Raw genomic sequence first — 19,828 nt, forward strand, 5'->3', positions numbered from 1 at the left:
AAAGGATGGGGAGTTATGCCAAAAGGTGATGGTAAACTAGTCGCGCAAAATAAAAAAGCGCGCCACGATTACGCAATTGAAGAAACTTTTGAGGCTGGCATTGTCCTGCAAGGTACTGAAATTAAATCCGTTAGAAATGCGCGGGTAAACTTAAAAGATTCCTATGCACGTATCGACAAAGGGGAAATTTTCTTACACAATATGCATATTAGTCCTTATGAACAAGGGAACCGCTACAATCATGATCCACTAAGAACGCGCAAATTGCTTTTACATAAGAAGCAAATCAGCCGTTTAATTGGAGAAACGAAAGAGTCCGGTTATTCGATTGTTCCACTAAAAATGTATATTAAAGATGGCTACGCAAAAGTACTCATCGGTGTAGCTCGAGGTAAAAAGAAATACGATAAACGCCAAGACTTAAAACAAAAAGAAGCAAAACGTGATATCGAACGCGCCTTTAAAGAGCGCCAACAATAAAAACCTAAATCTAGTCATTCAACCAAACGTTGAAGAAGCTAGATTTAGGCTTTTTTTATAGGTCGATTTTTATACATTCATTTAAAGCGAGATTGTCATCAGGAAGAAAGTAAGCAATTTCATTTTTAATGCCGTTAAGTATGCGTTCTTCTTCAAGAAATTTGGCGACCCGAAGCGCTCGTTGCATAAAACGTTTGCCATCCTGTTCTTGCCCTAGTTTATAAAGAACAATGCCTTTCTTCGCAATCGCCATACAAAATTGCAGATAATAGTGGTTATGTTTCGCGATTTTGATAGATTGTTCAATATAATGTAAAGCCAGCTCGTATTTTTCGTCGAGGATTAAATAAGTTGCCCGATTAACATGAAGTGAAATTTCAATCGGAAGGGTCGGATGCAAATAGCGATATTTTTTCAATTGTTTAATCAAGCGGTTAACGATATGCTGAGCTGTTTCATTTTCAAAGATAAAAAAGATATTTCTTAAAATCAAAATATCATTCCAAAATAATTCATCAGCTTTCGAAAGTCTTTCCCAAATATACGTGACTTTCTCTCTAGCAAGTTCAAAATTATGTTCACTTTCGACTAATAAAATTCCTTCCAAAGAAGCTTTAATATCGGAAATAAACGTATCCGTATGGTTCGCTAAATAATCGTCGCATTTGGAAATAACATCGAGTAAAATATCTGTTTCAGAAGAAGTAATAATCTTGGAGTATAAATAAAGGATATTTTCTTTTGGCGAGGGCGTAAAATCCCGTTTCACAAATTCAAATTCCTCTAAAGTCATATTGAAATTCAGTAAAAGTTGAATAAATCGGTCCATACTAGGTGTGATTTTGTTGTTTTCGATCTTTTGATAATTAGAACGACTAAGTGCATCTGTACAAGCTTCTTGTTGCGTGAGATTTTTACTTTTTCGAATGAATTTTAACGTATCACCAACAGTTTGCATAAAACACAGCTCCATTTGTTCAAATTTGATGTATTTTGATTTTATGTAAGTCGTGTAGGTTAGAATTTCTGTATAGATGAAAAAGGAGGGAGAAGACATGTTAACTTTTTTAACAAGTGTTAATTGGTTATTCTAAAGTAGTTTAAGCAAGGTCTTCTGATAAGCGCAATTATTGTTTTTCCAGAAAGGGTGGTTTAGCATAATTGCGTTTTTTTGCGAAATTAGTAATAATATGAACGATTTTAGTTTATCTGTGAAAAAATTATAACATTATGTTACCGCTTGCACAATATAGATATTCTAAAATTAATAATTTTGCAAAATAATGTATCAAAAGTAATGTGTGTTAACAAAAGGTACTTAAGGGAGGAAAGTGAGATGAAGCGAAGAGCAAGAAAAGGTAGTTTGGTTTTTATTCTTGGGATACTGATATTTAGCTGTTTAAGCGGGTTTGGGACAAATGTTTTCGCGATGGACGGGGAATATCACTCACCGTATGGGGATGATGATTTATATACGGTTCAGCCGACAGAACGTTCACCTAGAGATCCGAAAGCTGGCGACGATGTTATTTTAAATATCACCACTTGGCCGATTGAAGATGGACAAAAAGTTTGGGTAGAGTGGACTAAGAATGGAGTCGCACAAGAAGATGTAACAGCTGCCTACGATTACAACAGTGGCAACAACACGTACTGGAAAGCAGATTTAGGGAAATTCGAAAAAGGCGATGAAATTACTTATACAACAAAAGGTGCGACTAATGGAGGAACAGCTTACGAAAGCGGTCCGTTTACGTTTTATGTAACTGACTGGGAATACGTGCAAGATGTGAGCAGCGTAGTGGATAATGGCGATTCAATTACATTAAATATGACAGCGACTGCTGGGAACTTTACTCCGAAGTTATATCTTTCATTTGAAGATTTGGATACACTTCGCCTAGAACTTTCACCAACTGGTAAAGAAACAGGACACGCTGGGAAAACTGGCTATACAGTTGATGATACAGCAGAAAAAGTTACTGTAACAACAGAAGATTTACGCGTAGAAATCCAAAAATCACCTTACCGGATGGAAGTTTATCAAGCAGACGGGACTTTGCTTACAAGTGAGTATACAACAGCGAATAGCTTAGGTTGGTTAACAGATGGTAAAAATGTTATTAATCAGTACCAAAACAACTTTATGACACCGAGCGATGAAGCTTTTTATGGTTTTGGTGAGCGTTATGACACAATTAACCAACGCGGTAAAGATGTGGAAACATACGTATACAACGAGTATCAAGACCAAGCACAGCAAGAAAGAACATACTTAGCAGTACCATTTTTCGTAAGTGCTAATAAATACGGGATGTTCGTTAATTCCGATTTTCATTCACAGTTCCAAATGGCTTCTAAAGTAGAAGACAAATATAGCTTTGTGTTGGACAATGATGGAACTATGACGAATATGCTTGATTACTATGTTATTAGTGGGAAAGATCAAAATGATATTGTGAATAATTACACAGACATAACAGGGAAAACGACTTTGTTGCCAAAATGGGCTTTCGGGCTTTGGATGTCAGCGAATGAGTGGGATAGAGAGTCTGATGTAAGTTCTGCACTTTCTAATGCCGAAGCAAATGATATTCCAGCAACAGGCTTTGTATTAGAACAATGGAGTGATGAAGAAACATACTATATTTGGAACAATGCGACCTATACAGCGAAGAAAAATGGGGAAGCATTCAGTTATGACGATTTTACTTTCAACGGGAAATGGACAGATCCTAAAGCAATGGTGGATAGCGTTCATGATGCAGGTATGAATATCGTTCTATGGCAAGTTCCAGTATTAAAAGATGACAACACAGTATATGAACAAAGAGATAATGATGAAGCATACATGATAAGCCAAGGGTATAGTGCGGACGATGGAACAGGGGCGCCTTACCGAGTTCCGGCATCTCAGTGGTTTGGAAATGGGATATTACTAGACTTCACTAACAAAGATGCTGTAGATTGGTGGACGTCGCAACGTGAGTATTTATTAACAGATGTAGGGATTGATGGATTTAAAACAGATGGTGGCGAGATGGTTTGGGGACGTGATACAACCTTCTCTAACGGCGAAAAAGGACAAGAAATGAGAAACCGTTATCCAACTGATTATGTTTCTAGTTATTTTGATTTTGCAAAAAGTATTAATCCAGAAGCAGTTTCATTTAGTCGTTCAGGAACTTCTGGTGCGCAAAAATCAGGCATTTACTGGTCTGGAGATCAAACTTCCACATTTGATTCTTTCCAAGCATCAGTAAAAGCTGGACTTAGTGCTTCTACATCCGGTGTTTCGTATTGGGCATGGGATATGGCTGGATTTACGGGAGATTATCCAACAGCGGAACTATATAAACGCGCAACAGCTATGGCAGCTTTTGCACCGATTATGCAATTCCACTCGGAAAAATCAGATCCATCGCCAAGTGAAGAACGTTCACCTTGGAATGCAGTAGCTAGAACAGGTGACGAAACGATTTTACCAACGTTCCAAAAATATTTGTATACACGAATGAATTTACTTCCATATATTTATACTGCGGCAAAAGACACTGCAGACAACGGAAAATCAATGATGCGCCAAATGGCAATGGATTATCCGGAAGATGTCAATACACGTGATTTGGATGAGCAGTATATGTTTGGTGATGATTTACTTGTAGCGCCAATCGTTCAAGAAGGCCAAACAGAAAAAGAAGTTTATTTACCAGAAGGCGAATGGGTTGATCTTTGGAACGGCGGAATTCACCCAGGCGGCGAAACAATTTCTTATTATGCCGATGTAGATACGCTTCCTGTATTTGCAAAAGCTGGTGCGATTATTCCGATGAACATGACAGATGGCTACCAACTTGGCCAAAATGTCGGAAACGATTTAAAATCCTATGAAAATTTAACATTCCGAGTTTATCCATCTGGAGATAGCGAATATAGTTTCTATGATGATGTAAATGGCGGAGAAATGCGTGATATTAGTGTTTCTGAAGACTTTGCGAATGAAAAAGTAACAGTGAACCTTCCAGCAATGGCTGACGAAACAACGATGCAAGTTTTCAGTACAGAACCAACAAGTGTAACAATTGACGGGGCGGATGTAGCAAAAGCGGATACGCTGGATGCATTTAACGAAGCAACGACTGGTTATTACTATGATACTGTACAAAACTTGACGTATGTAAAAGCGGCAACAAAAGATACTAAACAAGCAATCGTATTAAATGGCGTAAATCATGCTCCATATGAAGCTGAATTTGCTCATTTAACTAATGTAACTACTGCAAGTGATCATGCTGGATACACTGGTACTGGTTTTGTAGCTGGCTTTGACGCAGAAAAAGAAGCGGTAGAATTTGATATCGATGCAGTGGACGGCGCTTCCGATTATACAATGGAAGTTCGCTACAGTGCGGGAGTAGAAGATGCAACAAGAACGGTATATATAAACGGTAAAAAACAACAAATCACTTTACCGAAAACAGCTGATTGGGATACTTGGGGCACAGTAGAAGTTCCAGTAACCTTGCAAGCTGGCAATAACCAAGTCGTATTTGATTTTGAAGCAGATGATACAGCAGGAATTAATTTTGACCATGTAGTTATTAAGAAATAAAATATTAGCCGCCCTTTTTATGGATGAAAAGGGCGGTTATAGTAAAGGAGCTAGAAATGAATGAAGAAAATAATTGGACTAACGTTTATTGCAATTTGTTGTATTTTATTTGCACCAACGATAAAAGCACAAGCGGATACAGTTCCGTTGCCAGCGCCTATTATTGAAGCATTTCCAGTGGAAGCGATAGCGGAGGCATTTGCGGAAGAACTAGATAAAGATTCTGTCAATGATACGATTACGCAAGCAGATTTAGACACAATTACGGTTATTCCTTTACCTGGGTTAGATTTAACGGGGGAAGATTTAAGCGTACTAAACAATGAAGTGTTTCCAAATGCGGTTGAATTAGCGATTTGGAGTAATACTATTGGAGCAATGCCTGATTTATCAGATGCGCTTCCTGCTTTAGAAAATATTCAAGCAAATGGAGCGAGCATTACTGCTTTTCCAGATGCAAGCTATCCTAATTTAACCAATGTTGATTTGAGTCAAAATAATTTTGGCTTTAATATTCCTAAGTTTGTTGGAATGGAGGGGCTAGTAAGCATTAACATGGAGCAAGCGGGATTGTCTGGCTATGTGGCGAAAGATATTTGGATGAATATGCCTAACTTAGATAAATTACTTCTTCGAGGGAATCACTTAATTTCTATTCCAGAAGATATCTTTCTATCACAACAATTAAGCACGCATTCTTTTGATGAACAGACAGCGACTTATCCTAAAACAACGATTAAACAAGGAGAAAATTTAGAAGTTTTTGTTCCTTTTATTTACCAAGCATTAGATTTTATTGCGCCAAGTAGTGGAAATTTAATTATTATCAAGGACAATGGCAGAACGCTTTATGAACCAGCTTATCCGACCTATGATGGCTCGTACATGTACACTATTGAAACAGCTGGCTTACAACCGGGAGAGCATTTGCTAGAAATTTCATTAGGTTATAACTCTGGAGAATATACAGGTTGGTATGATTTCCCAGTAACTATTACGGAATAAAAAAGGGGCGAGATGATGAAAAAAGGTATGAAGCAAGTTTGTGTCAGTTTAGCTGTTGTACCACTAGTTTGGCTGAATTTAGGGATAACTCAGCCACTACAAGTGGAAGTGAAAGCGGAAGAAACGAAGAAAAAAGAGACTCAAAAAAAAGCAAATACAGAGACTGCCAAGCAACTTAGTAAAGAAGAATATGCGAAATTAAGTGCGGAAGAAGGGCTTGGAAATGTCCTTGAAGCAACGGTGACAGACAATGTCATTACGCTTAAAATTGATAACGGGGATGAAGCGGAAGATGATTACTTGGAAATTTCCCCGCTAGCGAATAATTTGCTCAAAGTGAATTTACGTCCGCGAAATATCGAAAACAGTGAATCCACACCTATGATTGATCCGAACGCAACGTTCACAGCGATTGGTGCAACCATTGATTTAGAATCAGATCCAATGATTATTTCAACAGACGAATGCACACTTGAAATTGCTAAAGAGCCAGCGCGAATGACTTTTAAAGATAAAAATGGAAAAACGTTATTATCTGAATCAGCGGATGGCGGGATTTTCGATGGTGGAGTTAGATTTAAGCGTGGCGCTTCTGACCATGTTTACGGTGCATATGGAATTAGTTTTAGTGACGGAGACCTTGGAATGGAACGTGATGATACTGCGGCAGATAGTAATAAGACTGCTCAAGCGGGACAACAAGGTAATGCAGGTGGTCCATTTATGTGGTCTACAGCGGGATATGGCTTACTTGTAGATAGTGATGGCGGGTATCCGTACTCTGTTTCAGATGAAGAAAAATTGGAGTTTTATTATGGTGATACAGTTGTTGAAGGTCGTCGCTACGTGAAAGAAAATGTAGAGATGTATTTAATGTCTGGTGAGCCAGAAGAAATTATGTCTTCTTATGCTGATGTAACTGGACATACACCAATGATGCCAAAATGGTCACTTGGATTCTCTAACTTTGAGTGGGGAACAAACGAAGCTGAATTTAGAGAAAACATTAATACGTATCGTGCGAAAGGGATTCCGATTGATTCTTTTGCATTTGATTATGATTGGAAATTCTACGGAGATCCTACGTATGGTGGTGATTATGGTGAGTTTGCTTGGAATACAGAAAACTTCCCATCAGCAAAAGACACGACATTAAAATCAGATATGGATGCACTAGGTGTAAAAATGATTGGGATTACAAAACCTCGTGTTGTAACTAATTTAGAAGATGGAACAGCAACGCAACAAGGGAAAGATGCAGAAGCAAATGGCTACTGGTATCCAGGGCAATCTGCATATGAAGATTATGCATTCCCTGTAACGGTTAGAAGTATTGACCCATACAATGAAGATGAACGTAATTGGTGGTGGTCACATTCTGAGGATGCGCTAGATAAAGGGATTGTTGGTTGGTGGAATGATGAGACTGACAAAGTATCTTCTAATGGAGCAGATTATTGGTTTGGTAATTTCACAACTGGATTTACTTCAGAAGCTATGTATGAGGGTCAACGCGACTATACAAATGAACGTGTTTGGCAAACAGGAAGAACCTTCTATCCAGGAGCACAGCGTTATTCTACTTCTACTTGGTCCGGTGATATCGGCGTTCAGTGGAAAAAAGGAGAAGTTATTGACTGGGCAAATGGGATGCAAGAACAACCTAGTACAATGCTTTCGACTATTAATTTAGGGCAGACGAAATGGGGCATGGATACAGGTGGTTTCAACGCAAATTCAGGTCAAGTGTTAAATCCAGACCCAGAACTTTATAGTCGTTGGATGGAATTTAGTTCGTTAGTTCCAGTTTTCCGTACGCATGGTAATCAAAATCAACAACGTCAACCTTGGTTCTATGGTGGCACAGCGGAAGAAGTAGCTAAAAGTAGCATGACTTGGCGCTATTCAATGATTCCTTATATGTATGCCTATGAACGTCAAGCATATGACTCTGGTGTTGGTCTAGTTCAACCACTTACTTTTGATAATCCAACTGATGAAAATGTGGTTAATTTAACAGATGAGTGGATGTTTGGGGACGGATTACTTGCCGCGCCTGTTTTAGAAGAAGGAGCTGGTTCTCGTGATATTTATTTACCAGCAGGAACATGGATTGACTACAACCGCGGAGATGTATACGAAGGAAATCAAACAATCAATTATGAAGTGAATGATGACGACTGGACAGATGTGCCAATGTTTGTGAAACAAGGTGCAATCATGCCGATGCAACAACCACAAAACTATGTTGGTGAAACAGCAGTCAAAACAATTTATTTAGATACTTTTGCATCAGATAAAGAGACATCATTTACACATTATGATGATGACGGAAAATCTTTTGATTACGAAAAAGATACCTATTTAAAACAAAAAATGACTACTTCAAAAACAGCTGATACTAGTACTTTCACGATTGGTGCGAAAGAAGGAAGTTATAAAGCGGATACAGAAAATTACATTGTAAAACTACACGGAAATGCCGCTGAAAGTGTCCAAGTAAATGGCGCAGATAGCAAAGTTTATGACGATTTATCTGCTTTAGAAAATGCGGATGGTAGCGGATATGCAGTAGGTAGTGATGTTTACGGAGCAGTAACATACGTAAAAGTACCAGCTCAAGCCGGTTCCGATACTGTCATTACAACTTCAGGTTCTGCAAGTGTCGTACAAACAGGAACATACGAAATGGAAACAGGATCCAATTTTGCAGATACAGTTGCTGATAAACCTGTTGCTGAAAAAACGTATGTGGATGGCTACGATAAAGACGGCGCCGGAACAACTATCTATGCAAATGTAAAAGATTCTGGTGATTATAATGTTGACTTAACTTACAAAAATGCTTCTTCGGACAACCAAGCATTAAGTATTTTTGTCAATGGTGAATACGTAAAACAAACAACGCTAAAACCAAGCACCGATTGGTCAGTTCAGTCCGAAGCATTGCCACTTTCAGCAGGGAAAAATAGTATTTCTTATAAAGTGGTAACAGACACAGGCGATAAAGCTGATCAAGTATCACTAGACAAAGTAAGTATCGGCTTCACACCAACCGTAGCGAAAGTCGAAGCGGAAGAAGCAGATCTTGCCGGTACTTTAAAAGTAACGAATGATCATTGGTTCTATAGTGGAGCAGGCTTTGTTGGTGGATTTGGAACAGCGGGAGATGAAATTAAGTTTGAAGTGGATGTACCAGCGGACGGCGAGTACGTATTAAACACACGAACTGCCAATGGAACTGGCATGCCGCAAACACTTGATTTATACACAAATGGTGACTACAATTCTCGCGTAACTTTCCCTTCCGAAGGTGAAAACTGGAATATTTGGTCAGATACAGAAAAAGCAGTAAACCTAAAAGCAGGCACCAATAAAATCACATTCCTAATGGACGGCGAAACTACTGGTAATGTAAATATTGATAGAATTCTTGTTTCAGCAGAACCAATCAATTCACCAGTACAGTCTGAAGTAAATCTATTAGATAATGGTGGATTTGAGCGTGATTCAGCTGCAACGACCAATTGGGTAGAGTCTCATCCTGATGGCCAAGACAAGGCATACGGCGTTGATAGCGGCTCTGGAGTCAATCCTCCAGAATCACCAGCATTTGGTAAACAGAGCGCTTATTTCTACTTACCTGGAGCTTACAAACAGACACTCGCTCAACAAATCGCAGTTCCGTCTAATAATGCGAATTATGACGTCGAAGCATGGGTTAAAGTAAGTAAAGATGATGCAGCAAAAGCACAAATGACAGTTAATAATTATGATAGCAGCGATGGTAAAACAATTGACTTAGTTGCAGATGACGTTTGGCATTATGTAACAATTAAAGATGTCAAAGTAACAACAGGCAATATTAATACTAGTTTCCAAATGGATTCCCCAGGAGGAACGAGCATTCACATTGATAATGTAAGAGTTATGCCATCTGCAGAATAATAATAGAAGGGCGGGGATTTCCCCGTCCTTTATAAATTGGAGGAGATAGTATGAAAAATTTATTTAGACTATTCTTGGTATTTAGTATCGTTATTATCGGAGTTGTTTCTTTTAAAACGATAGATGCAAGTGCAAGTGTGACAGATGTATATCCATTACCAGCCAGAATAATTGATGTTTTTCCTGATGAGAATTTAGCAGAAGATATGGTGGAAAACTTTGATAAAACAGATGTAACAGATGTAATCACGCAAGATGATGTAGATGCAGTGACGTCTTTAGGATTGGGTTATTTTAGCGATTATCTAACGGACGAAGATTTACAAATGCTGGGAAATGCTTATTTTACCAATGTAAATAATATTATGATTTATCCTACACAAACGATGTTTACAGGTTTTCCCGATTTACCAACCTTGCCGAAATTAGATACTTTAAGAGCAGAATGGGTCCAAACATCCGAAATACTATCTGCAAACATTACAGTACCCGATTATCAAAACTACCCAGAATTAACGTATCTTGATCTTAGTAATAGAACCATCGTTGGCGGCTTACCAGATTTTTCTAATATTCCTAAGCTAGAAACCTTGTTGTTGAGCAATTGCGGACTCACTTCTGAAGACGTTCCAGATTTTACAAACTTGAAAAATTTGCAGAAAGTAAATTTTCAAACGAACCAATTTAGAACAGAAATGACGGATTTTACTCATTTGGATAGTTTGGTTAGTATGGATTTAAGTTATAATTATTTAAATGTGTTGCCGCCTACTATTGTGGATAAAGTAATCGTACTAGGTCAAATTGGAACTTTACCGGATCAAAATGTTGCTTTTGGTGAGGATGCAAATATCACGCTACCAGCTTATACGCAACTGAATGATTTGGGGAGGATTAGTGGTTTTCAAGAAGTTTGGATTCGTGATTCAAATGAGCAAGAAATTTACAACGTGTTTGCAGTAGATTATGACGAAGCGACGAAGCAAATTATTGTGCCAACAAGTAGCCTTGATAGAGGCGAATACACCATTGGAATTGATTTTAATGGCATAGAGCCTTATGTAGAAGAAGGCGAAGTTATGAATTACTCGGTAAAAATAACGATTAATTAATTGAAAACTTGTGACATGCTAAATAATAGTTGCACATTTGGCTATGTCACAAGTTTTTTCTGATTGTAAAGCCTCGTTTTTTCCTGTATAATAACTACTGTTAGACTTTAACTCTGGGGATGTTACGGATTCGACAGGGATAGTTCGAGCTTGAGTTGCGAGTCGGGGGGATCGTCCTCGTTATCAACGTCAAAGCCAATAATAACTGGCAAAGAAAAACAAAACCTAGCTTTCGCTGCCTAATAAGCAGTAGCATAGCTGATCCTCCGTGCATCGCCCATGTGCTACGGTAAGGGTCTCACTCTAAGTGGGCTACACTAGTTAATCTCCGTCTGGGGTTAAATAGAAGAGCTTAATCAGACTAGCTGAATGGAAGCCTGTTACCGGGCCGATGTTTATGCGAAATACTAATACGGTGACTACGCTCGTAGATATTTAAGTGCCGATATTTCTGGACGTGGGTTCGACTCCCACCATCTCCATAAAATGAAAAACGTTATGAATGGCTTTATGAAGCTGTTTGTAGCTTTTTTATTTACAGTATTTAACTCCACGGTTAACGATGAAAATAAACAAAGTGACATTATAGGGAGGCTATCAATGAGTACAGAAGAATTTGTAAAAAACGTTCATAAAGAAAAAGACAATTTATTGAGAGCATACTTTGAAAATCAAAATAGTGAAGTTAGTAATCAAATAAATACCATGGAACTAACTGCTAAACAAAAAGAAAAATTAAATAAAGCTCTTGATATAGCTTTAAGTGACATTTGTTTTACTTTGCTATCTGCACTAGATGGCGCTACTTCTTTAGGTAACCTCGAACAATCTGATTATACTTTATATGATGAAGATGGAAATGAATTAGTTCAGAATGGACAAATGGAAATAGCTGCATATAAGTATTTTTTAATAGAGACTAATAATTCAAAAGTGAACATCCCAAAACTTTTTTTGGGATGTTTTTCTATTTTCCCTTAACTTGATCATTTCTTTCTCTTTTATTTACAATCTTCTGCTAAACTATAATTAAAGGACTAAAGAGAGGACGAGCTAGATGATACGCCTTAGAAAAATTTTTGTTATTTTAATCGCATTTGGATTTATATATTTGTTAATTGTAGCGGCATTTATGTTTAGTGGGGCGAGGGCAAAACCGAATGGAGATGCGGATACTATGCTGATTTTAGGTGCGAGAGTGAACGGGGATCCGGCAGAACCGTCGTCAGTACTAAAGGAAAGATTGGATACGGCTGTTGTTTATTTAAACGAAAATCCTACGTTGAAGGTCATTGTTAGCGGTGGGCAAGGCGAGGATGAAAGTGCCTCGGAAGCATCGGTTATGGAAGAATATTTAGTAAATCAAGGGATTGCTAGAAGTCGGATTAATGTGGAAGATAAATCGACAAGAACGGAAGAAAATCTTAAATATAGTGAGGGGAAATTTAATTTAGGGAAAACGGTGATTGTAACGAGCGATTATCATATGTACCGTGCGTTAATGTTAGCGAAGCGCCAAGGTGTTGACGCGTCAGGGCTTTCAGCGAAATCACAATCAGCCGGCAAATATAAGAAAATGATGCGGGAAACTTTATCAATCACATATGCATGGGTTTTTGATCGATAAGAAGGTGGGGATTTTGGGATGAAACTAGAACGGATTTTAGCGATATTAGTCATGATTTTGGAGCGGAAGGTGCTGGCAAGTGAGCTGGCTGAGAAATTTGAAGTAAGCACGCGGACGATTTACCGTGATATGGAGACGCTTTTATATGCGGGATTTCCGGTCGTTTCTTTACCAGGGAAAAATGGTGGATTCACGATGCTTGATACGTATAAATTAGCGACATTTACTTTTTCGGAGGCGGAAAAACAGATTTTGTTGGAAGCGTTAGAGGCTCGGTCGGAATTTATGTTAAATGATAGCCAAGAAACGTTGCGAGAAAAAATCACCTTGTTGCAAACAGAAAAACCGGCAAGTAACCATATTTTCTTTGATTCCGCGACGCAACATCGCCGCCAAATCGAAGCAGAAGTGAAACGGAAAATCGCCTACATCCAAAAAGCTTTTACAACTAATAAACAACTAGAAATTAGTTATATCGCCATGGATGGGGCAGAAACAGAGCGCGAAATTTCACCCCAGAAGTTAAATTTAATGGATGGCAGTTGGTATTTAGAAGCTTATTGCCACAAAAGAGCAGCGATACGCCATTTTAAATTAACGCGGATAACCACCTTGAGAGAAATCGATAAAGCGATTATGGAAATAGCAGAAACACATTGTGGGTCTGGGGAAATGGAAAAGATTATCTTGGAATTTCCGAAAAATCAGCTTGGGAAATTGTTGGATTACTTTTTGTGGGAAGAAATGGAAGCTGGAGAAGATTATGTGCGCGTGACTTTTCTCTATGATTTGGAGCGGCAGATTATTCCGTTTTTATTGATGTTTGGAAGTGCTGTGAAAATTTTAGAACCGGTGTCGCTTCAAAAAGAATATAAAGCCGAGGTAGAAAAACTTTATTTTAATTTGAATTGTTGACAGATAGTTGTCAGGTTTTGTTCGCTATAATGATTTTAAAGGAGGCGGCAAATAATGATTTTAGAAGAAAATAAAGAAATTTTTGGGAAAAAGATACGTGCAAATAATGAAAATTTTAGCCCGATTGCAGAGCTTTGGGGTGAAGTGATGGTAGATAAGCCTGCTGGAGATATTTTTGCGGTGTATAGTAATTATGCAAGTGATTATAAGGGTGACTACGATTTATTGGTCGGGACAGAGGACTGGGATGAAGCGAAAAGTGCAGTAATTGAAGCAGGAGAGTATTTGGTTTTTTCTGTGGATAACGCCAATCATAAAGGTGTCGAGGAAGCTTGGCAGGAGATTTGGGCGCGGGATATTGAATTAAAGCGCGCGTATAGAACGGATTTTGAGTGGTATCATACTAATGGAAAGATAGAAGTATATATTTCGATATAAAAAAATCCCCTTACAAAGAGGAGATTTCGGTCTTATTTCAGTTTTTCTGCTGCTTTAGCGGGAACTTCTTTTTCTGGGACTTCTTCAAATGAAGTTACGCCTTTGTCTTCTTTAATGTAAAGTTTTAAATAAGCACCTTTGCGTAAGTTTTTGTCTGCAGAAAGGGTAACTTCTGTTTCTTTGCCAGTTTCATCATATGCCGGAAGTGTATAGGAATAGTTGAAGCTTACTTTTTTGCCCATTTCACCGTCTTTGGTAATTTTTACATAGGAAACATCTGCTCCTAGGCGGTTGGCATTTTTAAAATAATATGCGCCGAATCCGATTCCAGCAAGTATTAATAAGCTCATAATAATTATAACGATTTTTTTCATGTCCATCATCCTTTGCTGAGTGTTTGTTATATTCATTGTAAAGGGAAATGGCGTGTTAATCCCTCGTGTAAGGCGACGAAATGCGTATTTAAACTTACATATTTGTTAGAAAGGGGTCATGTTTTGATGGCGAGACCAAAGAATAAAGCGGAATTGCTTCAACAAAGTGTGGAAAAATATCAACAATTGAATGATTTAATTGATTCTATTCCAAAAGAAGCCCAGCGACTCGAGTTTCCTTTTGAGGACCGGGATAAGAATATTCGCGATGTCTTAGTGCATTTGCATGAATGGCATAATATGGCGCTTTATTGGTATCGGATTGGTATGAGCGGCGAGAAGCCATTTATGCCGGCAGAAGGTTATACGTGGAAAACGACGCCGGAACTGAATTTGGTTATCTGGCAGAAGTACCAAACAACGGACTTGGCGCGGGCGAGAAAATTACTGGATGAAACCCATAATAAAGAAATGATTTTAATTGCTGGACATTCGGACGAGGAATTATTTACAAAGAAATATTATAAATGGACGAATACAACTTCGCTTGGAGCTATTTTTATTTCGAGTACATCGAGCCATTATGACTGGGCTATGAAAAAAATACGGAAATTTAAAAAAGCCACTGGAATCAAATGAATTCCAGTGGCTTTTGATGTTTATTTTAAAGCGGATTCGTCTAAATAAGCGATTTCCCATAGATGGTTGTCTAAATCAAGAAAACTTCGGCTATACATGAAATCGAAGTCTTGCGTTTCTCCTGCTTGCTTGGCGCCGATTTTTAGAGCATGATCGACTAAAGTGTCGACGGCTTGGCGGCTATCTTGGGTGATTGTGATGAGGACTTCGCGTGCTTTTGTTGTGTCAGCGATGCCTTCTTTATGGAAAGTCTGGAAGAAATCTTCTTTCAAGAGCATGGCGAAAATATTTTCCCCGATGAGCATTTGAGTGGCATTTTCGTCTGTGAATTGCGGGTTGAATTCGTAGCCAAGTTCCGTGAAAAAAGCGATGGTTGCTTGTAAATCTTTTACAGGCAAGTTAATAAAAATTTGCTTCGAGCGTGTTACCATAATTTATCACCTCCAGCCAAAAATAGCATGCAGAAAACTACATGTCAATGAATAAGTTATGGTAAAGTAGGGAAGATATAAAGTAATCTAAAATTGAATATCAAAAAACCACTTGTAATCGGTTTCTTTTTGTACTATAATGTTAGAGAAAAGCATAGGATTGTTACTGCTAATGCGGGCAAAACCTGAATTAATTCAAGTGCTATTTTGGTATTAATAGCGTTGGAATTAGTTTGGGTTTTTTTCTTTTGAAAGAGGTGAAAATGCATGATTATCAAAAAAATACTGAATAACAATGTTGTAATCGCCGAGGGTAAAAGTGGCAAGGAGTCTGTAGTGATGGGCCGTGGTCTTGCTTTTCAAAAGAAGATTGGAGATGAGGTGGAGGTAGCCAATATTGAAAAAACATTCGTAATGGAAACACATGAACTTTCAGAAAAGCTCTCTGAATTACTTAGCGAGATACCACTGAAACATTTACGTGTTGCGGATGATGTTGTCCAGTATGCGCAAGAAACACTGGAAACAGATCTAAGTGACAATATTTATTTGACTCTCACAGACCATATTAACTTCGCAGTGTCACGGTATAATCAAGGCATTAATTTGAAAAACGCACTATTATGGGAAATAAAACGATTTTATCACGCAGAATATTTAGTTGGCATGAAAGCATTAGATTTTATCGAGCAAGAAGTTGGCATTCGCTTGGATGAAGATGAAGCCGGTTTTATCGCGCTTCACATTGTAAACGCTAGGCAAGATGGACAACAAATGCACATGACCGTAGCGATGACCCAAATTGTTCAAGATATTTTAAGTATCGTCACCTATCATTATGGTATGGTTTTGGACGAAACTTCACTGAACTACACGCGCTTTATTACACATTTACAGTATTTCGCACAACGTTTACTCCGAAAAGAAATTGTCGATTCCGGCGATGACTTTTTATACGAACAAGTGCAACTCAAGTACCCAGAAGCTTTTAAATGCACGAAAAAGATTGATGCGTATCTAATTAACACGCATCATACAGAATTAACAAGAGACGAACGTGTCTATCTTACAATTCATATTTATCGCGTCACAGAACGTAATACGATAATCAAAAAGGAAGACTAAATTTTTTTTGGACTTATATGTAATGGATTACAGAAAAGTACTGCCTAGCGCGGTACTTTTTTTATTGTAGTTTTTTCTCGACTAAAATGACGGAAAATAGCACGGCGAAAATGCTCGTAGTTAATAAAATGGAGCTGCGAACAAAGGCGTGCATTGGAATGAAAGCAAGTACGAGTGATAAGACAAGAAGCGAAATACCGATAATTATCCAGTAATTCCCGAGCAATTGATGCGCTTTTTGCCAAGTCGTTTCGTTTTTTAAAGAAGCTTTCGTGCGATAACTAAAGCGACTTTCTTTGTTTTTTGGCGGATTGACCCGATACATAATACCAAGAATAATGAGTAAAAGTGGGAAAATTAAATCAAGCATAGCGAACCTCCTTTTAGGTACCACCGTAGTATAACAAATTATTGTGAAAAATTGAACGGTTTGCCTTTTTGGTTTAAGGGTATTGGTGAGGGAAGATGATCAGTTATTTTAAAGGAGGAAAAAAGATGCTTTATAGTGAAAACGACAAGCGAAAACATGAAAGTTATCGAATCCCGCTTTTTGGATCTGAGGAAGAAAGTACGAGTATCCCGAAATATGTCTTGAAAAAGGAACCAATGGAACCGCGCATTGCTTATCAACTTGTGAAAGATCAACTGATGGATGAAGGAAATGCCCGGCAGAACTTGGCGACTTTTTGTCAGACGTATATGGAAAAAGAGGCAGAAGTACTGATGTCCGAAACGCTTGCGAAAAATGCGATTGATAAATCCGAGTATCCGCAAACAGCAGAACTGGAAAATCGCTGCGTCAATATTTTAGCAGATTTATGGAATGCGCCAAAGGATATGTCTTACTTAGGTACGTCAACTGTTGGTTCGTCGGAAGCGTGTATGCTTGGCGGCTTGGCAATGAAGTTTCGCTGGCGTAATAATGCTGAAAAGCGCGGATTAGATATTCAGGCGAAGCGCCCTAACTTGATTATTTCATCAGGCTATCAAGTTTGCTGGGAAAAGTTTTGCGTGTACTGGGATGTTGATATGCGTGTCGTACCAATGGATAAAGAGCATCTTAGCCTCGATGTGGATAAAGTATTTGATTTTGTCGATGAGTATACGATTGGGATTGTTGGTATTCTAGGCATTACTTATACCGGGAAATTTGACGATATTGCGCTATTAAATGAAAAAGTAGAAATTTATAATGAAAAAAATGAGCATCAGTTAGTCATTCATATTGACGGGGCGAGTGGCGCGATGTTTACGCCATTTGTAAATCCAGAACTACCTTGGGATTTCCGACTTAAAAATGTAGTTTCGATAAACACTTCGGGTCATAAATACGGCTTAGTGTATCCCGGTGTTGGCTGGATTTTATGGAAAGATAAAGAATACTTACCAAAAGAGCTTATTTTCGAAGTGAGTTATTTAGGTGGTTCGATGCCGACGATGGCAATTAACTTTTCCCGTAGTGCGAGCCAGATTATCGGTCAATATTATAATTTCCTGCGCTATGGTTTTGAAGGCTACCGAGAAATTCACGAAAAAACAAAGAAAACGGCGCTTTACCTTACAAAAACGGTCGAAAAAAGTGGCTATTTTGAGATTATAAATGATGGCGCTAATTTGCCGATTGTTTGTTATAAGATGAAGGACGACCTTGATGTGGAATGGACTTTGTACGATCTTGCTGACCAGCTTTTGATGAAAGGATGGCAAGTTCCGGCGTATCCACTACCGGCTGATTTAAGTGATACCATTATTCAACGTTTTGTTTGCCGGGCGGATTTAGGCCATAATGTGGCGGAAGAATTTGCCGCTGATTTCAGAGATGCGCTTCATAATTTAGAGCATGCCAGAGTGCTTTATCATGACAAAGGACGAAACGATTCTTACGGATTTACGCATTAAAAAAGAAGACTTGGATGCGTGTCCAAGTCTTCTTTCTATTAAAGTGGGAGCCAATCAATAATTTCTTTGATGCTCTTATCCCAAAATTCCCAATCATGGTCGCCGGGTCCTTCGCGGTATTCTAGCGGCGCATTATTGGAAAGAGCGAAATCGCGGAAACGAATATTATCCTCATAAAGGAAATCTTCTGTGCCGCAATTTTGGAAGAGGGATGGTAGCTTGATTTGCTTGTTTAAATTAGTTTCTAATAAGTGAAATAGATCGTTTTCTGTGCCAGTTTGGCTGGTCATTTCGCCGGTAATGGCGCGCGTGCTGAAATTTTCGAAGCAGTCTTCTTTAATGATATAATTAATATCCATGACACCGGACATACTTGCCGCGGCTTGGAATTTTTCTGGGAAAGTAAGTGCAACTTTGAACGCACCATAACCTCCCATTGAATGCCCCGCGATGAAAGTGTCTTCCCGTTTATCGGAAATGGGTAGCCAGTTTTTCATTACGTGTGGAAGTTCTGTGCTAACAAACTCAAAAAAATCGCGACCGTGAACCATGTTAGAATAGAAACTATGGTCTGCGGCGGGCATGATGACAGCGAGTCCTTTTTCCGTGGCGTAGCGTTCGATATTTGTATTACGTACATAAGTTGTGTGGTTATTAGATAAGCCGTGAAGAATATATAAAGTTTTATATTTAGAAATCGAGCCATGATAAAGTGTTTCTGTTTCGGGTAAAATCACCGTTACACTTGTTTGCATAGCTAAACATTCTGATTTAAAATTTAGTTCTAAAATAGCCAATGTAGGGGCCCCCTGACGTGTCTTTTTTTCTAGTATACATGATTTTTGGACGAAATAAAATAAATATAACTTATCTTATGAGTTAACTCGGAATTAGATGTAAAATAAAGAACCTGCGCGAACAGGTCCTCGTTATTTTTTAATACTTGGTTTCTTTTTATCAACGATGTTTAAAATTTCTTCGAGCTTGCGATTTTTTTCGAGAATGGCTGCTTCTTTGAACTGTTCTGTTGTGACTGGGGGCATAGTTTCTTTGTAATTTTCATGCGATAGATTAGGAAAAAGATTGTCAGTCATTTTTCATCGCCTCCTTAAGTTAATTATAAAGTATCAGCTGGAAAATATCGACTATTTGGGCATAGATGAAAATAATTCTCAATTAGGGGTTCGTCTTTTTGAATATCGTGTTATAATTTAGTAAAATGA

At 38.3% G+C, this 19,828-nt stretch carries 18 protein-coding genes and 1 other RNA gene; 13 read left to right on the plus strand and 6 right to left on the minus strand.

From position 1 onward, the window contains the following. Window positions 1-15: 15 nt before the first annotated feature. Window positions 16-480 (plus strand): SsrA-binding protein SmpB, encoded by a 465-nt coding sequence (gene smpB / locus HCX62_RS12050; RefSeq protein ID WP_003723350.1) that lies wholly within the window; start codon window positions 16-18, stop codon window positions 478-480. 55 nt (window positions 481-535) lie between these two features. Here smpB and HCX62_RS12055 read toward each other — a convergent pair whose 3' ends face one another. Next, entirely contained in the window at window positions 536-1,438 is a 903-nt protein-coding gene (locus tag HCX62_RS12055) for a helix-turn-helix domain-containing protein (RefSeq protein ID WP_185639235.1), read from the minus strand. Between the two features lie 378 nt (window positions 1,439-1,816). Between HCX62_RS12055 and HCX62_RS12060 the strand changes: the two genes are divergently transcribed. From HCX62_RS12060 to HCX62_RS12100, 9 genes are all read left to right on the plus strand, one after another. Further along, entirely contained in the window at window positions 1,817-5,092 is a 3,276-nt protein-coding gene (locus HCX62_RS12060) for a TIM-barrel domain-containing protein (protein ID WP_185639236.1), read from the plus strand. A gap of 60 nt (window positions 5,093-5,152) precedes the next feature. Next, the gene (locus HCX62_RS12065) at window positions 5,153-6,097 is read left to right on the plus strand and encodes a lmo2445 family class 3 internalin (protein ID WP_185639237.1); all 945 of its coding nucleotides are present in this window, start codon (window positions 5,153-5,155) and stop codon (window positions 6,095-6,097) included. Between the two features lie 15 nt (window positions 6,098-6,112). Next, window positions 6,113-10,045, plus strand: coding sequence for a TIM-barrel domain-containing protein (locus tag HCX62_RS12070; RefSeq protein ID WP_185639266.1), 3,933 nt, complete (start codon window positions 6,113-6,115; stop codon window positions 10,043-10,045). A gap of 50 nt (window positions 10,046-10,095) precedes the next feature. Next, complete coding sequence (locus HCX62_RS12075; protein WP_185639238.1) at window positions 10,096-11,157, plus strand: internalin N-terminal domain-containing protein; 1,062 nt, start codon at window positions 10,096-10,098, stop codon at window positions 11,155-11,157. Between the two features lie 115 nt (window positions 11,158-11,272). Then, window positions 11,273-11,642: a transfer-messenger RNA gene (gene ssrA / locus HCX62_RS12080) on the plus strand. A gap of 115 nt (window positions 11,643-11,757) precedes the next feature. Then, entirely contained in the window at window positions 11,758-12,138 is a 381-nt protein-coding gene (locus HCX62_RS12085; RefSeq protein ID WP_185639239.1) for a hypothetical protein, read from the plus strand. Between the two features lie 76 nt (window positions 12,139-12,214). Then, complete coding sequence (locus HCX62_RS12090; RefSeq protein WP_185639240.1) at window positions 12,215-12,784, plus strand: YdcF family protein; 570 nt, start codon at window positions 12,215-12,217, stop codon at window positions 12,782-12,784. A gap of 18 nt (window positions 12,785-12,802) precedes the next feature. Beyond that, window positions 12,803-13,699, plus strand: a complete 897-nt coding sequence (locus HCX62_RS12095; protein ID WP_185639241.1) for a helix-turn-helix transcriptional regulator — start codon at window positions 12,803-12,805, stop codon at window positions 13,697-13,699. A gap of 54 nt (window positions 13,700-13,753) precedes the next feature. Beyond that, on the plus strand, window positions 13,754-14,137 hold the full coding sequence (locus HCX62_RS12100; protein ID WP_185639242.1) for a GyrI-like domain-containing protein: 384 nt from the start codon (window positions 13,754-13,756) through the stop codon (window positions 14,135-14,137). A gap of 32 nt (window positions 14,138-14,169) precedes the next feature. Here the strand turns inward: HCX62_RS12100 and HCX62_RS12105 are convergent, their stop codons facing one another. After that, complete coding sequence (locus tag HCX62_RS12105; protein ID WP_185560221.1) at window positions 14,170-14,511, minus strand: YxeA family protein; 342 nt, start codon at window positions 14,509-14,511, stop codon at window positions 14,170-14,172. Between the two features lie 126 nt (window positions 14,512-14,637). On the opposite strand from HCX62_RS12105, the gene HCX62_RS12110 reads away from it, so the two are divergent. Further along, window positions 14,638-15,150, plus strand: coding sequence for a ClbS/DfsB family four-helix bundle protein (locus HCX62_RS12110; RefSeq protein ID WP_185639243.1), 513 nt, complete (start codon window positions 14,638-14,640; stop codon window positions 15,148-15,150). Window positions 15,151-15,170: 20 nt separating this feature from the next. Here the strand turns inward: HCX62_RS12110 and HCX62_RS12115 are convergent, their stop codons facing one another. Then, window positions 15,171-15,581 (minus strand): VOC family protein, encoded by a 411-nt coding sequence (locus tag HCX62_RS12115; protein WP_185639244.1) that lies wholly within the window; start codon window positions 15,579-15,581, stop codon window positions 15,171-15,173. A gap of 267 nt (window positions 15,582-15,848) precedes the next feature. Here HCX62_RS12115 and licT point away from each other — a divergent pair, with 267 nt between their 5' ends. Further along, window positions 15,849-16,706 (plus strand): BglG family transcription antiterminator LicT, encoded by an 858-nt coding sequence (gene licT, locus HCX62_RS12120; protein ID WP_185392295.1) that lies wholly within the window; start codon window positions 15,849-15,851, stop codon window positions 16,704-16,706. 61 nt (window positions 16,707-16,767) lie between these two features. On the opposite strand, the gene HCX62_RS12125 is transcribed toward licT, so the two are convergent. Further along, window positions 16,768-17,076, minus strand: coding sequence for an SdpI family protein (locus tag HCX62_RS12125; RefSeq protein ID WP_185639245.1), 309 nt, complete (start codon window positions 17,074-17,076; stop codon window positions 16,768-16,770). A gap of 125 nt (window positions 17,077-17,201) precedes the next feature. Here HCX62_RS12125 and gad point away from each other — a divergent pair, with 125 nt between their 5' ends. Beyond that, on the plus strand, window positions 17,202-18,605 hold the full coding sequence (gene gad / locus HCX62_RS12130) for a glutamate decarboxylase (protein WP_185639246.1): 1,404 nt from the start codon (window positions 17,202-17,204) through the stop codon (window positions 18,603-18,605). Window positions 18,606-18,643: 38 nt separating this feature from the next. On the opposite strand, the gene HCX62_RS12135 is transcribed toward gad, so the two are convergent. Both HCX62_RS12135 and HCX62_RS12140 read right to left on the minus strand, forming a co-directional pair. Next, entirely contained in the window at window positions 18,644-19,402 is a 759-nt protein-coding gene (locus HCX62_RS12135; RefSeq protein ID WP_185639247.1) for an alpha/beta hydrolase, read from the minus strand. A gap of 132 nt (window positions 19,403-19,534) precedes the next feature. Further along, window positions 19,535-19,699, minus strand: a complete 165-nt coding sequence (locus HCX62_RS12140; protein ID WP_185639248.1) for a hypothetical protein — start codon at window positions 19,697-19,699, stop codon at window positions 19,535-19,537. Window positions 19,700-19,828 lie beyond the last annotated feature (129 nt).

The sequence above is a fragment of the Listeria swaminathanii genome (genome assembly GCF_014229645.1).
GTDB classification, from domain to species: domain Bacteria; phylum Bacillota; class Bacilli; order Lactobacillales; family Listeriaceae; genus Listeria; species Listeria swaminathanii.